14 protein-coding genes are annotated in these 13,407 nt (G+C 59.8%); 10 read left to right on the top strand and 4 right to left on the bottom strand.

Annotation, left to right across the window (positions count from 1 at the left end; translation table 11 throughout):
* Positions 1–170: 170 nt before the first annotated feature.
* The 10 genes from RG2_RS19415 to RG2_RS19370 all read left to right on the top strand — a co-directional run bounded on the left by RG2_RS19415 (position 171) and on the right by RG2_RS19370 (position 9,914).
* The gene (locus RG2_RS19415; RefSeq protein WP_033234646.1) at positions 171–1,067 is read left to right on the top strand and encodes an alpha/beta fold hydrolase; all 897 of its coding nucleotides are present in this window, start codon (positions 171–173) and stop codon (positions 1,065–1,067) included.
* 9 nt (positions 1,068–1,076) lie between these two features.
* Entirely contained in the window at positions 1,077–1,907 is an 831-nt protein-coding gene (hpaH, locus tag RG2_RS19410) for a 2-oxo-hept-4-ene-1,7-dioate hydratase (protein WP_033234581.1), read from the top strand.
* Positions 1,907–2,683 (top strand): aldolase/citrate lyase family protein, encoded by a 777-nt coding sequence (locus RG2_RS19405; RefSeq protein ID WP_033234582.1) that lies wholly within the window; start codon positions 1,907–1,909, stop codon positions 2,681–2,683. The genes hpaH and RG2_RS19405 overlap by 1 nt, the downstream gene beginning before the upstream one ends.
* Positions 2,684–2,773: 90 nt before the next feature.
* Positions 2,774–3,946 (top strand): acyl-CoA dehydrogenase family protein, encoded by a 1,173-nt coding sequence (locus tag RG2_RS19400; RefSeq protein WP_033234583.1) that lies wholly within the window; start codon positions 2,774–2,776, stop codon positions 3,944–3,946.
* 15 nt (positions 3,947–3,961) lie between these two features.
* On the top strand, positions 3,962–4,990 hold the full coding sequence (locus RG2_RS19395; RefSeq protein ID WP_033234584.1) for an acyl-CoA dehydrogenase family protein: 1,029 nt from the start codon (positions 3,962–3,964) through the stop codon (positions 4,988–4,990).
* Positions 4,987–6,138, top strand: a complete 1,152-nt coding sequence (locus RG2_RS19390; protein ID WP_033234585.1) for an acetyl-CoA acetyltransferase — start codon at positions 4,987–4,989, stop codon at positions 6,136–6,138. The genes RG2_RS19395 and RG2_RS19390 overlap by 4 nt, the downstream gene beginning before the upstream one ends.
* Positions 6,139–6,140: 2 nt before the next feature.
* Positions 6,141–7,736, top strand: coding sequence for a class I adenylate-forming enzyme family protein (locus RG2_RS19385; RefSeq protein ID WP_051730526.1), 1,596 nt, complete (start codon positions 6,141–6,143; stop codon positions 7,734–7,736).
* Between the two features lie 9 nt (positions 7,737–7,745).
* A complete protein-coding gene (locus RG2_RS19380; RefSeq protein ID WP_033234586.1) occupies positions 7,746–8,444 on the top strand; it encodes a tyrosine-protein phosphatase in 699 nt (232 codons plus the stop codon).
* Between the two features lie 76 nt (positions 8,445–8,520).
* The gene (locus tag RG2_RS19375) at positions 8,521–8,718 is read left to right on the top strand and encodes a ferredoxin (protein ID WP_033234587.1); all 198 of its coding nucleotides are present in this window, start codon (positions 8,521–8,523) and stop codon (positions 8,716–8,718) included.
* On the top strand, positions 8,715–9,914 hold the full coding sequence (locus RG2_RS19370; protein ID WP_033234588.1) for a CaiB/BaiF CoA transferase family protein: 1,200 nt from the start codon (positions 8,715–8,717) through the stop codon (positions 9,912–9,914). The genes RG2_RS19375 and RG2_RS19370 overlap by 4 nt, the downstream gene beginning before the upstream one ends.
* 3 nt (positions 9,915–9,917) lie before the next feature.
* Here RG2_RS19370 and RG2_RS19365 read toward each other — a convergent pair whose 3' ends face one another.
* From RG2_RS19365 to RG2_RS19350, 4 genes are all read right to left on the bottom strand, one after another.
* Positions 9,918–10,511 carry a nuclear transport factor 2 family protein gene (locus RG2_RS19365; RefSeq protein WP_033234589.1) on the bottom strand — a complete coding sequence of 198 codons (594 nt, stop codon included), beginning with the start codon at positions 10,509–10,511 and terminating at the stop codon, positions 9,918–9,920.
* Entirely contained in the window at positions 10,502–11,014 is a 513-nt protein-coding gene (locus RG2_RS32365; protein WP_230590157.1) for a DUF2889 domain-containing protein, read from the bottom strand. Before RG2_RS32365 ends, RG2_RS19365 begins: the two co-directional genes overlap by 10 nt.
* A gap of 578 nt (positions 11,015–11,592) precedes the next feature.
* Complete coding sequence (locus RG2_RS19355; protein ID WP_165826312.1) at positions 11,593–12,405, bottom strand: alpha/beta fold hydrolase; 813 nt, start codon at positions 12,403–12,405, stop codon at positions 11,593–11,595.
* Between the two features lie 89 nt (positions 12,406–12,494).
* Complete coding sequence (locus RG2_RS19350) at positions 12,495–13,295, bottom strand: SDR family NAD(P)-dependent oxidoreductase (protein ID WP_033234591.1); 801 nt, start codon at positions 13,293–13,295, stop codon at positions 12,495–12,497.
* Between the last annotated feature and the right edge of the window lie 112 nt (positions 13,296–13,407).

Genomic DNA, 13,407 nt, shown 5'->3' with positions numbered 1-13,407 from the left:
TATCGGGAATCTGCAGAGCAGCTGTCTGCAGATACCCCAGTTCAAAGCTATATACATGTAGATGTACAAAGATGAACACAGTGAACACATCCACAAACAATGACAGCGTCGTCAGATTGACTGCCGGTCAACTCGATGACATCGACGCCCCACCCACGGAAGGCCCCCACATGAGCGAAACCGCAAATTCCACGCCAACGGTGAACACGACCAACTACCGCAGCATCTGGGGCTATCTCCAGGAGTTGGAGTTCCGCCAGGGCTTCGTCGAGGTCGAAGGCGTCCGAACCCGCTTCGCTGAAGCCGGCTCAACGGACAAGCCCCACGCGATCCTGCTGCACGGCACCGGCGGGCATTGGGAGACCTTTGCACCCAACCTCGGCGCCTTGAGCGAGCATTACCACTGCGTGGCCATCGACATGGTGGGCAATGGGTTTTCCGAGAAGCCCGACTACGACTACGAAATCGACGTGTACGTGCGCCAAATCCTTGCCGTTATGGACAAGTTCTCAATGGACAAAGCTCATTTGATCGGAATGTCTCTCGGCGCTTGGGTATCCGCTGCCGTCGCAGTCAACCATCCGGATCGGGTGAACAAGCTGATCTTGATGTCGCCGGCCGGCCTGATCGCCACTGCCTCCAACATGGCACGCATCCGCGCCGAGCGCACAGCCGCCGTGGAGAACCCCACCTGGGATTCGATCCACAAGGTCTTCGAGCACCTCATCGCCGATGAGGACAACCGACTACCCGATCTGGTTGCATTGCGTCAGGTCATCTATCGCCGCGACGACACCCGGAACACGATCGACCATTTGCTGATTCTGCAAGACGCCAGCGCTCGCGATCGCAACCTGATTCCAGAGAAGAAGTGGGCAACAATCACCGCGCCCACGATGGTCGTTGCTTCGGGCAAGGATCACGGCGAGTATCAGAATACTGCCCGCACGGTAGCTCGTGTAATTCCTACCTCCGAGATCTTCGAGATGGCCGAGGTGCGCCACTGGCCGCATTTCGAAGACCCTGAGAGTTTCAATCCCGCAGCACTCGCATTCCTCGGAAAGTGAGCACACACCATGTCTGAAGAGCGCATACTCAGCAACGACGCGGTCGCCGATGCCGCAAGGCGCCTCTATGAAGCTGAGAGAACGCGCGTGCCGATCCCGCAACTCTCCCTGCAGTATCCCGAGATGTCGATCGAAGATGCATATGCGGTGCAACGCGAACTCGTTGCACTGAAGGTGGCCGGCGGCCTGGTCGTGCGCGGGCGCAAGATCGGCCTGACCTCCAAGGTCATGCAGCGGGCAGTGTCCATCTCCGAACCGGACTACGGCGCCTTGTTCGACAACATGTTCTTCGACGACGGCGGCATCGTTCCCGCCGGCCGTTTCATCAGGCCCCGCGTGGAGGTGGAGTTGGCATTCATTCTCGGTGAGGATCTGACCGGCCCCGGAGTCACCCTGTTCGACGTCCTGCGTGCAAGCGAGTACGTCACTCCGGCGCTCGAGATTCTCGACGCTCGCGTGCAGATGAGCGATCCCGAAACCGGGCACTTGCGCACCATCGTCGACACGATCTCCGACAACGCAGCGGACGCGGGGATAGTTCTCGGCGGTCGCGTGGTGCGCCCTATGGACATTGACCTGCGCTGGGTTTCAGCACTCCTGTTACGGAACGCGTCCATCGAGGAATCCGGTGTTGCAGCAGCGGTTCTCAATCACCCTGCCAATGGTGTTGCCTGGCTTGCAAACCGATTGGCCCCTCACGGCGTTTCCCTCCGAGCAGGCGAGGTAATCCTCGCCGGATCCTTCACCAAACCCGTATTTGCGGAACCCGGAGACACTTTTGTCGCGGACTACGGACCCCTCGGAACGGTGTCCTGTGTGTTCGCGCGCGAGGAGGACTGATGGCAACGAACCAGTGGGCCGAATTACTCCGCGGGGACCGCGCCCAGTTCGGAATGTGGATTGCGTCGGGAAATGCGTACTCCGCGGAAATCTGCGCCGGCGCTGGACTCGACTGGTTGATGCTCGACCAAGAACACGTGCCCAATGACATCCGATCGACCCTCGCGCAACTTCAAGCGATAGCGCCCTATCCCGTCGAGGTCCTGGTGCGACCCGCATCGGGAGATCCTGTTGCGATAAAACAACTACTCGATATCGGCGCGGTTAACCTCATCGTTCCGATGGTCGAATCCGCCGACGAGGCGGTCCGCCTTGTCGCGGCTACACGCTATCCACCATTAGGAATTCGCGGTGTCGGCAGTGCTCTCGCCCGAGCATCACGATGGAATCGGATTTCTGACTATCTCATCACCGCAGATGACGGCATTACCCTCACCGTGCAGGTGGAATCTCTGGACGGACTGAAGGCGCTGGAGGCGATTGCGTCGACCGCCGGGATCGACGCGGTATTCATCGGACCCGCCGACCTCGCGGCATCGATGGGTTACCTCGGCAAACCCGAACACCCAGAGGTAGTGAGCACCATTGAACAGGCAATATCAACCATCGTGGCGTGCGGAAAAGTTGCTGGAGTCAACGCGTTCAACGAAACGATTGCTCGGCGCTACGTGTCTGCCGGCGCACGGTTCGTATTGGTAGGCGCAGATGTGACACTTCTGGCACGAGGGAGCGAAAACCTTGCAACCCAATACGGATGCAATCTCGACAAAACTTAGATATAGCTTTCAATCTGACGATGTTGTCACTTACACTGGAGTGAAGTCGACGCGCGGATCACATTGTCCGCCAACATGGAAGGTCTCCAAATGGATTTGGACTTCACGAAGGAACAGGTGGAGTTCCGTGACCAGGTGCGAACGTGGCTGGTCGAGAACAAACCGCGCGAGGCCCGTCCTCGAGACAACGCAGGAATTCGCGAATACGACACCGCTTGGCAGAAGACCCAGTGGGACGGCGGCTGGGCTGGGATTGCCTGGCCGAAAGAATACGGCGGCGGCGGACTCACGCTGCTACAACAACTAATTTGGTACGAAGAGTATGCCGCACAGGGGTTTCCCGGAATCGACGCAAACTTTGTCGGCTTAAGTCACGCAGGTCCCACGCTGATCACCCGTGCCACTGCGGAGCAGAAGACGTTCCATCTACCCAAAATCCTCAAGGGCGAAGTCGTCTGGTGCCAGGGATTCTCCGAGCCTGAGGCCGGTTCCGATCTCGCCTCGCTGAAGACCAAAGCCGTGATCGACGGCGATTCTCTCGTAGTCACTGGGCAGAAGATCTGGACCAGCTTCGCCACCGGCGCGGACTACCAGGAACTCTTGGTACGCACAGACAATTCAGGTTCCAAGCATCAAGGCATCACCTGGGTAATCTGCGATATGAAGAGTCCGGGCATTGACATTCGCCCTATCGAGACGATGGAGGGTGGCAACGAGTTCTGCGAAGTCTTCTACGACGACGTACGAATTCCGCTCGCGAATGTCGTCGGCGAGGTCGGTTCCGGCTGGAGCGTGGCAATGTCCACACTCTCCTTCGAACGTGGAACTGCGTTCACTGCCAACCAAGTTCGGCTGGCAAAGGTAATCGAGGACCTGATCGAGTTCGCCCGCGACAATACGGGACCGGACGGAACTCGTCCGGCAATTGCAGATGACGAAATCTCGAGACGATTGGCACGCGCCCGCGCGTCGGTCGCATCACTTCGAGCAATGACCTACGTCGGGATCTGCCAGAACATGCAGTCCGACACCCCTGGTCCGCGCGGGTCGATGCTCAAACTTCACTACGCAGATCTGTGCAAGGAGATCGCCGCTCTGGCTCTGGACATAGTCGGATCCGATGCCCTACGCAACTCCTCACGATGGGACCACCACGGGTGGGTCGGCAACTACCTGTACTCCTTCTCGCAGTCCATCGGTGGGGGCACGTCGGAAATTCAGCGGAACATTATCGGGGAACGCATCCTCGGCCTTCCGCGGTGACAGAAAGCAGAGATCATGAATCTTCTACCCTCTGAAGACCAGCTCGAACTCGTCGCTGCGGCAACAGATTTCATAACCTCACGAATGCCGATCGAGAAGATCCGCACGCGTTCCGCAGAGGACTCAGCCGTCGACCCGATCGCGTGGCGCGAAGGTGCCGAACTCGGGTTGCTCACCTTGGGTCTCGACGAGCGCAGTGGCGGGTCTGGTCGGCCACTCGATGACGAGGTACTGCTCTTCGCCGCACTGGGCAAGTACCTGGCCACGGGACCATTTCTAGCCTCCACACTTGCGGCACGCGTCGCGGCTCGCTGTGGCGACACGGAATTGACCGAAAAGATCGGCAACGGAACCGCGATGGTCGGGCTCGCGGAACTCCGCGGCAACGGATCCATCGGACTCGACGGAATCAAAGGATCGTTCGATCTTATCGATTGCGTTGGTGCAAGCCACGCCCTGTTGGTCGCGAAACATGGCGCCGCACTGGTCGAGCTATCCGAGTTTTCGGACATCACTGACATCGAATCAGTAGATCCGGGAGTACGATTGAGCGCCTCGACCATCACGTCCGGCCTCGTTGTGCATTGGCTACCTGCCGAGACCGAATCAATCTGGAATCGGGCAATGGTTCTGGCTGCTGCCGGATTAGCCGGACTTGCCGACGCAGCCAAGGACCTTGCCACCGAGCACGCCAAGACCCGCATTCAGTTCGGTCGACCTATCGGCGTGCACCAGGCGATCAAACATGCCTGCGCAGATATGGCCGTGTCCTCCGATGCAGCGATTTCGCAAACACTCTTCGCTGCGGTCTGCCTACAGTCTGCCCGTGACGACACCCTGTTCCAGATCCTCGCGGCAAAATCGGTGGCCGCACGCGCAGCCGTGAACAACGCTGCTTCCGGGATTCAGGTTCACGGCGGAATGGGCTACACCTACGAGCACAACGCGCACCTATATCTCAAGCGCGCACTCGTTTTCACACATCTATTCGGCGAGCCCACCGACGTTCTCGCCGAACTCCTCGACCAGGGAGCAGCACAATGAACAGGAAAGTTGCGATCGCCGGCGTCGCATTGTCCGACGTCGGGCGCGTAGACAACAAGAATGCCTACGAACTCATGGCGCAGGCCAGTCGACGCGCGCTGACGGAGGCCGGGCTGCGTCCGCAAGACGTCGACGGTCTCGCGTCGACCGGTCAGGGAACGTTGCCACCCACCGACGTCGGTGAGTACCTGGGACTCAAGCCCCGTTGGATCGATTCGACCTCCGTCGGCGGCGCGTCGTGGGAGGTCATGCTGGCCCATGCAACCGACGCAATTGCTGCTGGGCACGCTGACGTCGTGCTGCTGACGTACGGGTCCACCGCGCGAGCAGACATCCGCAAGGGCCTTCGTGGATCCAACATCAACTGGGGGTCACGTGGTCCGCTGCAGTGGGATGCACCGTACGGTCACACTCTGATCTCCAAATACGCCATGGCCGCTCGGCGTCACATGCACGAATACGGCACCACCATCGAACAACTCGCAGAGGTGGCAGTGTCGGCGCGCTTCAACGCGAAGGACAATCCCGACGCGATGTACCGCGACCCGATCACCATCGACGATGTCCTGTCCGGACCGATGATCGCCGACCCGTTCACCAAACTGCATTGCTGCATACGCTCCGATGGTGGAGCAGCCGTGGTGCTGGTGGCCGAGGATCGTGTCAAGGACTTGAAATCCGATCCGGTATGGGTGCTCGGCACCGGTGAAGCCACGTCGCACATGCTCACCAGCCAGTGGGACGACATGACTGTCGGGCCCGCGGCCGTGACCGGTCCTCTCGCTTTCGCTCGCGCCGGCCTCAAGCCTTCCGATGTCGACGTCGCCGAAATCTACGATGCCTTCACCTACATGCTGTTGGTGACCATGGAAGATCTCGGTTTCTGCGCCAAGGGAGACGGCGGCAAGTTCGTGGAGTCGGGAGCCTTGCGACTCGGTGGTGACCTACCGACCAATACCGACGGCGGCGGGCTCTCCGCCGTTCACCCCGGCCAGCGCGGTTTGTTCCTGATTGTGGAGGCCGCCAGGCAGTTACGCGGCGAATCGGGACAACGTCAGGTCGACAATGCCAAAATCGCCTGTGTCAGCGGCACCGGCGGGTGGTTCTGCTCGAGCGGCACGGTACTTCTCGGATCAGAAGCGCCGTGACCGTGTCTGCGGCAGCAGGTGGCTCGGCGACTCCTACAGGGGTTGCCGGGCCGCCGGTTTCGGGCGCCTTCACCAACACTCGGGAATTGCTCGAAGCCGCGGCCATCGTGCACAGCGACCGAGATGCGTATGTGGAGCAAGACGGTACTCGTATCAGCTTCGCGCAGTGGGCTTCCCATGCCCGAAGACTTGCCGCGCATCTCTCGTCTCGCGGAATCCGCAAAGGGGACGTAGTTGCGCTGATGCTCCCGTCCGGGATCGACTACGCGATCTGTTATGCCGCAATCGCAGTGATCGGAGCAATCACCACCGGCCTCAATCCCAGACTTGGCCCTCGCGAGACCGAATCTGTGCTCCGCCGCGCCGAACCCGTCCTCGTGATTCGCGATTCGGATGCCGGCCTACCGCCTGTTCCAGCCGGAATTGCTATGATGGGCCGCGATGAACTCGCCGCCGCGTACGCATCCCCGGCTTCACAACTTCCCACCGTCGACATAGGACGGTCGGATCCGGTGGCGATCATATTCACCAGCGGCACAACCGGATTACCCAAAGGCGCTTGGTTCGACTGCGACAACCTGGCAGCGTCGGCTTCCGCATCCGGCATCATGAGCGCTCCATACGACCGGCGACTCTCGTCGACTCCGTTTCCCCACGCCGGATACATGTCGAAACTGTGGGATCAGTTGATCTGGGGCACCGCCGTAGTGATATCACCTGTCCCCTGGTCGGCAGCCAAGATGTTCGCAATCCTCCAGGACGAGCGGATCACCGTCGGCGGTGGAGTACCTACACAATGGACCAAACTTCTGGATGAGCCGGGCGTCAGCCGCGATGCCCTTCCGCACCTTCGTGTCGGGGTTGTGGCCACTGCGCCCGCTTCACCGGACTTGATCGAGCGCACCGCCGGCCGACTCGGCGTTCCGTTGGTAGTGCGCTACGCAATGACCGAGTCGCCCACCATTTGTGGAACCGAACCTTCCGATTCACCGGAAGTGCAGTTCAGAACTGTCGGTAAACCACAGCACGGCATGTCGGTCCGAGTGACTGACGACGCCGGGAATGCCTTACCAGTCGGTGAGGTGGGTCGGGTGCGTGTACTCGGCGGCTGCGTCATGCGAGGGTATTGGAACGACCAGGAACTGTCGGACAACGCATTCGACGCCGATGGCTATCTCATCAGTGGAGATCTGGGCAAATTCACTGCGGCAGGAGATCTCACATTGGTCGGTAGATCCGGTGACCTCTATATCCGCGGCGGATTCAACGTCCACCCTGTCGAAGTGGAGCAGGTCATTGCCGAACATCCATTGGTGAAAGAAGCTGCAGTGGTTGGCTATCCGGCGCCGGCTATCGGCGAGATCGGAGTCGCCTTCGTCGTTCCCGAAGATCCTTCACACCCACCGACCCTGGATCTTCTGCGGACCTGGACACGAAAACATCTGGCCGACTACAAAGCGCCCGACCATCTGATTGTCCTGGATCAGCTTCCCTTGACGGCCATGTCGAAAATCGACCGAATCCGCCTGAGAGAAATCGCCGAAACACATCCGCCGGCTCCGCGAAACTCCCATGGCCCCCAGCAACTCCGAACGTGAGGATGCACCGTGCTCGAGACCGACCGCATGTCCAATCTGAGAGACGTAGCGGGCCTTCCATTCTCCGATGGTGGCACGACGCGATCTGGTGTCCTCTACAGAAGTGATGCGCCTTATGTCGGTGACGCGGTGCCGACGCAGATGTCCGTGTGGCCTCCAAGCGTCGTAGTCGACCTGCGTTCGTATGCCGAGCGTGAGCGGGCACCCTACGAGTGGAGCGAAGGAACATCGTTGCAGCACTGGCCGTTACACGATGCAGCGGCTCCGAATGCTGAGCTGCCACCACATCTGACGGCGCTTTACACCTCGATTCTCGACACAGCGTCACATCGCATTGCCGCGTTGCTCGAAGTAGTTGCCCACGCGCAGGGGCCCGTCCTGGTGCATTGCGCGGCCGGCAAGGATCGAACGGGTGTCGCGGTAGCTGCGCTGCTACTCGGCGCGGACGTGGAGCCCGACGCCGTGATCGGTGACTACCTCGAAACCGCGTCGAACATCGACGCACTCCGCGCACGGTGGAAGGCGCAGGGTGCGCAGGCGTCTCACAGCCGACCCCTTCCGGAAAGCTGGCTTCTGGCCCCCGAAGAAGCAATCACCACGGTGGTGGAGCGACTCACCCAATGGCCGAGCGGCCCTGCGGGCTGGCTCCTCGACCACGGCGGGAATCGCGCCGATTTGGACGCGTGGCAGTCCAATCTACGCAATTAACCTGCTGGACAGCCGGTTCTACTGAAAACTGAACGTAACCGACATCCGACCGCAAGCCCGATGAGAGAGGATCGACATGCAGGTACATATCGAACTGGAGCAATGCGAAGGGCACGGATTGTGCGCCGCAACCGCACCCGATCTCTACGAACTCAATGATGACGGTTACGCCGACAAAGCCGACATCGATGTCCCCGAGAACCTGATCGATCAGGCTGAGTCCGGAGCCTCGGCGTGCCCCATGCATGCCATCAAGATCGTGCAGGGCCGATGACGCTTCCACTTGCAGGCATCAAGGTAGTCGAATTCTCAGAACACGGATTTGTGCCGGCAGCGTCGGCAGCAATCGCAGATTTCGGTGCCGACGTAATCAAGATCGAACGCATCGAGGGCGATCCGATGCGGGCTCTCGTTCCCAACGGCGTTCTGCCACAGGCTGATGGAACCGACTACATGTTTCAGTTGGTGAATCGAAACAAGCGAGGTATCGCGCTTGATGTCACCACCGCGGACGGCCGAGAGATCTTCGAACGGCTCATCGCCTGGGCAGACGTCTACATCACCAACCAACTCCCACGCGTACGACGAAAATTGAAGACGGAACCCGACGATCTCTTCGCGATCAATCCCACACTTGTCTTCGCCAAGGGACACGGTCAGGGTCAGCTCGGCCCCGACTCGGAGGCCGGCGGTTTCGACTCCGTCTCCTACTGGTCACGCGGCGGTGTGGCGCAACTACTTACGCCCGCCGATGCCGCGGAACCCGTGCAGCAGCGACCGGCGATCGGCGACATCCCGAGTGGAATGCACCTTGCCGCAGGGATTTGCGCCGGCCTCGTCCACACACTACGGACAGGCAAAGGCGTTGTCGTCGACACGTCGCTTCTCAATAGTGCGATGTGGGCACTCGGCCCCGACCTCGCTTATGCCTCCATCACGGGCGAGAAGATCGAACTGAACTCCGGCGCCCCCCGGACCCCACTCATGTGCACCTACCGCACCTCCGACGGTCGTTTCGTCGTCTTCACGATGCTTGACGAGGATCGATACTGGGCGCCGGTGTGCCGGGCCCTGAATCTGCCGGAACTCATCGACCGCTATCCGGATCGAGACTCGCGACGCCCGGATTGGGGCTCACTTACCTCGCAGTTCAAGTCCGCCATAAGCGATCTCGATGCAACGGATCTCCAGCGCGCACTCACCGAAGAAGGCTGCATCTACTCGTTCTACGCGACTCCGGCTGATGTTCTCGCCGACGAGGCCGTCGCTGAGAACGGGTATCTGATGGACCACCCGGACCATCCCACTCTGCGACTGCCCGGTCCGCCCGCACAGTTCGACAACACACCCCCGGCAATGCGCCGGCCGGGTCCGAACCTCGGTGAGCACACTCGCGAGATACTCACCGAGCTCGGATATCTGGCGGATAAGATCGACCGTCTCTGCGGGGAAGGCGTAGTTCTCGCCTAGCGGTCAGGTGTTTCGAACGCGGAAATCGATGTCAGCGCGGCTCCGGATCGGCACAAAATTATCTCGCGTCATCCAGGACGGGCATGCAATGTGCCCGTCCTCCGGCCGTGCCCAGTCAACCCACGGGCCCCAGTCTTTTCGGCTGAGCTCAGCAGTCTCGGGCTGCGGGAACTTCCGCGACGCTTCTGCAACGGCGGCCCCGAATTGCTTCATCTCGTACATCACCCACCAGTCCTCCTGCGCGGACCACTTTCCGCCCCCGGCATACGTGATGATCTGCAGCGACTCGAAGTCGATCGGCGGTGCACCTGGTTCGGGGTTGTCTACTCGGTTCAAAATCTTGTAGACGACACGATTTCCATCAATCGTGTACCAGACAAGCGGGTTGTACACGGCAGGTGCAGCACCCATGGTCCCTTCGAGGTACCGACCGATCTCGACGGGTCCGGTGAACGTTCCGTAGAAGTGATCGCGATACTCGCCGTCCTCGGTGAACAGTTCTGCGAAGCCCACCCAATCCTCGTGAAGCAAGCCGACAGTGATGTAGCGCCGGAACGCCTGCTCTACCTCTTCCCGATCAAATGTGTTCAATGACATTCCCTTTCGCTAGTTTCAATGGTTTTCAGATGACGAGAAAGCTGTTCCACATCGGCAATCGAACGCAAGAGATCATTGAGGTGCGTACATGACGAGATACCATGGAACTCGCCACCCACCGCAGCATCGATCTCTCTGACCGTTCTGCCGACAAGTCTCTGAGCACCTGCGATAGCGCCTGGACATTCCGTCCAAGGCAGGACGTGCGGCGTCACCTCGAGCTTCTCGATCTCCAGCGAGTCTGCCCGCACACGAAGATCTACGTGGTATTCGTGGACCACAGTTTCCAGCCCGGAAGCGTCGACGTAGCTGTCTCGGAACATGGCGTCGACCAACAGTTCGTCCTCCCCGGAAACGTCAATTCTGCGCAACCTGCGCATGGAACGCATCGGGAGTGCTTCCATGAAATGCCATGCACCGGAGGAAGAGTGCCGAACCAGTTCCGGAGCCTTCGGACCGGACAGTCGCGGCGGCACACCGTCCCTCACGACCCCAGTCATCATCGTGCCTCCCGAAACGTAACCGGCACAGTAGTCTGTTCGCGAATCTTGGCGCCCCTTCCCGCCGGTCCCACTGAGTTCCAACAACAGAGCGGGCGAAACTTCCTGCATCAGCGCGTATCCCGAGATAACGGCAGCAACCGGCACATCGTCAAGAAGTCGATGGAGAAGAGAGCCTGAATCACCTTCGGGTAGAGTTTTTTTCATCGACCTGCGAAATCCCGAAGATGCCCGACTCCCCCGGAGTTCCTGCAGGGCCGGGACGGACGGCGAACTCTCAACTTCGGTGACGGTCCAACCTTGCGCAAAGTCTATCTCGACGTCGACCTGGGACACGTTGAATTGCACTGGCGAGCCGTCACTTCGAATACCCAGATCACGTGCGGCACCTCGCAACCGAAGCACGCCTTGCGGCCCGTCCGGCCTGAGAATATCCATGGATGTGGTGCGCCGCACGGACCGTCGCGGCTGCTCGGGTGTGATTCGCGAAGGGTCCCGGATACCACGGGGAGCAACCAAAGGGTTTTCAGTCATGCTGAGACTCCTTGCCTGACGCCAATTGTTCGGACACTCGAGTCAGGCTACTCGCCTACGGGAATACGAGATCGACTGTTCACAAACATCTTTCCAGCATGCTCGTCTATCAACCGGGCACACGGTTCCGCATGATCGAGTACTAAATGGTGATGGGCGTCGGCAATGCCGACCATTTGAGTGCCTATCGGGAAAGCGGCCCTTGCACATTCGATCACTTCCGGATTCACGACTCCGCTCTGCGTTCCATAGATGAAGCAGGTCGGCACGTTCAACTTCGCGATGTGTTCACCGATGAGATCATCGTCGACATTCAATGGGGAAGCTCTGTCGAATTTCCAGGTCCACCCCCCTTCGACCTCTCGAAGTGAATTCTCGGCAATCAGTGCCAGCAATTCCGTAGACGGACCTGGCTGCGGTGGAACCAGACGGAACCGCGACAAACCTTCCTGCCTGGTCGAGTAGACGGGTGCTGCTCCTGTTCGAATATGCGGGCGTTCGATACCAGGGCCGACCACGTATGTATCGATGACGATCAATCCGGCGGCCAAGTCCGCACGGCGCGCTGCCGTTGCAATGGCAACACTTCCCCCCAGACTGTGCCCGGCCACTACCGCTCTGTCCGAACCGACTGCCTCGAGTACGGCGATCACTTCATCTGCCCATTGCTCAATGTCGTAGTAGCCGCGATGTCCACTGTCGCCGTGACCGCTGAGGTCCAACTGAATGACGCGCCAATGCGGTTCCAAGGCAGGCAGAATCGCGTGCCACCACAGGTGATGTGCAAGGTGTCCGTGTACCAGGATCAGGTCACGTTCGCCCTGTCCGCTTACCCGATATCGGATAGGTATGCCATTCACCTCCACCGTTTTATCCAAACGGTGATTCGCCGTCGCGGCTAGAGGAACATCTACGTGCGGAGTCCGCGTCATACACTGTCCCACTCTCTTCACATTCCCAGCGGATATCCACCCGACACCCGCACTGTCTCACCAGTGACGAACGTAGCTTCGTCCGAACTCAAGAACATCAGCATCGACACAATGTCCTCGACCTTTCCGAGGCGGTGCACCAATTGCTTGTTGTTCACGAAGTCGTCCACCATCGCCGACGGCAGATCCTCGAGCGCACTCTCTGTTGCCATCAACCCTGGCGCAATGGCGTTGACTCGGACCTTGATCGAAGCAAATTCACCTGCCAGCGCCACCGTCAGTCCACGTACCGCGAGCTTGGACACACCATAGGGAGTCGTGCTGAGATAACCGCCGATCGACGAAATATTGACGATGACACCGCCCCCTGACGCTGCCATCGCCGGTGCCGCCGCGAGCGAGCAGTTCACTACCCCCATCACATTGACGTCGAACAACGCTCGCAGATCGTCGCTGCCGAGGGCACTGAACGGCAGATTGTACTTGGTCAGGTGCAAACCCGCATTGTTGACAAGGATGTCCAATCTTCCGAAACGTTCAAGAGTCTCGGCAACAGCCGCCTTCACGTCACGTTCGGAGGCGACGTCGCAATACAGCGCCAACGCCCCGGAGTATCTCGAACCATGCCGAGGAGCATCCGTCCGGTTCCTCATCGCATTCTGCGCCTTCGTCGCGGCGTCGATATCCAGGTCTGCGAGCACCACGTCGGCGCCTTCAGCATGATATGCCTCAGCGAACGCACGCCCGAAACCCTGTGCGGCCCCGGTGACCAAAACAACTTTGCCAACGAATCGATTGCCGTCGGTCCTGTGGTTCATAGAATCCTCCGCACTCACCGAGTTTGCGTCCGAAGCCGTCGCGACCTCGGATCCTTCATCGGATCCCGAGGTCGGACAACCTTGTTGACACGGCGTTGTTCACACTTGCGGC

The sequence above is a fragment of the Rhodococcus globerulus NBRC 14531 genome (assembly GCF_001894805.1).
GTDB classification, from domain to species: domain Bacteria; phylum Actinomycetota; class Actinomycetes; order Mycobacteriales; family Mycobacteriaceae; genus Rhodococcus_F; species Rhodococcus_F globerula.
This window is presented reverse-complemented; position numbering and strand designations above follow the sequence as displayed.

Bases quoted from the DNA above. Each gene is read 5' to 3' on its own strand.
- RG2_RS19415 (WP_033234646.1), top strand. From the start codon at position 171: ATGAGCGAAACCGCAAATTCCACGCCAACGGTGAACACGACCAACTAC.
- hpaH (WP_033234581.1), top strand. From the start codon at position 1,077: ATGTCTGAAGAGCGCATACTCAGCAACGACGCGGTCGCCGATGCCGCA.
- RG2_RS19405 (WP_033234582.1), top strand. From the start codon at position 1,907: ATGGCAACGAACCAGTGGGCCGAATTACTCCGCGGGGACCGCGCCCAG.
- RG2_RS19400 (WP_033234583.1), top strand. From the start codon at position 2,774: ATGGATTTGGACTTCACGAAGGAACAGGTGGAGTTCCGTGACCAGGTG.
- RG2_RS19395 (WP_033234584.1), top strand. From the start codon at position 3,962: ATGAATCTTCTACCCTCTGAAGACCAGCTCGAACTCGTCGCTGCGGCA.
- RG2_RS19390 (WP_033234585.1), top strand. From the start codon at position 4,987: ATGAACAGGAAAGTTGCGATCGCCGGCGTCGCATTGTCCGACGTCGGG.
- RG2_RS19375 (WP_033234587.1), top strand. From the start codon at position 8,521: ATGCAGGTACATATCGAACTGGAGCAATGCGAAGGGCACGGATTGTGC.
- RG2_RS19370 (WP_033234588.1), top strand. From the start codon at position 8,715: ATGACGCTTCCACTTGCAGGCATCAAGGTAGTCGAATTCTCAGAACAC.
- RG2_RS19365 (WP_033234589.1), bottom strand. From the start codon at position 10,511: ATGTCATTGAACACATTTGATCGGGAAGAGGTAGAGCAGGCGTTCCGG.
- RG2_RS32365 (WP_230590157.1), bottom strand. From the start codon at position 11,014: ATGATGACTGGGGTCGTGAGGGACGGTGTGCCGCCGCGACTGTCCGGT.
- RG2_RS19350 (WP_033234591.1), bottom strand. From the start codon at position 13,295: ATGAACCACAGGACCGACGGCAATCGATTCGTTGGCAAAGTTGTTTTG.